This window comes from Streptomyces wedmorensis (assembly GCF_000716445.1).
GTDB classification, from domain to species: domain Bacteria; phylum Actinomycetota; class Actinomycetes; order Streptomycetales; family Streptomycetaceae; genus Streptomyces; species Streptomyces wedmorensis.
The window spans coordinates 1-322 of sequence record NZ_JNWK01000188.1; the positions used below are offsets into that span (position 1 = coordinate 1).

Consider the following 322-nt stretch of genomic DNA (forward strand, 5'->3'; position numbering starts at 1 on the left):
TGTCCTGGTGGACGGCGTTCCAGGGGCCGGGGGTGAAGCTGGTGGCGTGCTTGGTCGCTCCGTAGGGGGCGAGGTCCTCGACGGACTTGCCGATGGTGAACTGGCCGAGCGCGTAGTACTCGACCTGGGCGACGTCGGGGGCGCCGGAGCCGGCGGCTATCGCGTTCTGCAGGGCGGTGTACTGCTTGTCGCCGGTGCCGGCGTTGACCAGTTCGATGTCGACGTTGGGGTACTTCTTCTCGAAGTCCTCCGCCACCTTCTTCAGGGTGGGCTCCCACGCCCACACCGTGACCTTGCCGCCCTTCTCGAGTGCGGCGTTGAC

1 protein-coding gene is annotated in these 322 nt (G+C 67.4%); it reads right to left on the minus strand.

Annotation, left to right across the window (positions count from 1 at the left end; all coding sequences use genetic code 11):
• Window positions 1–322 (minus strand): extracellular solute-binding protein (locus OO54_RS41055; protein WP_033212914.1); only part of this gene is annotated, 322 nt, incomplete at both ends.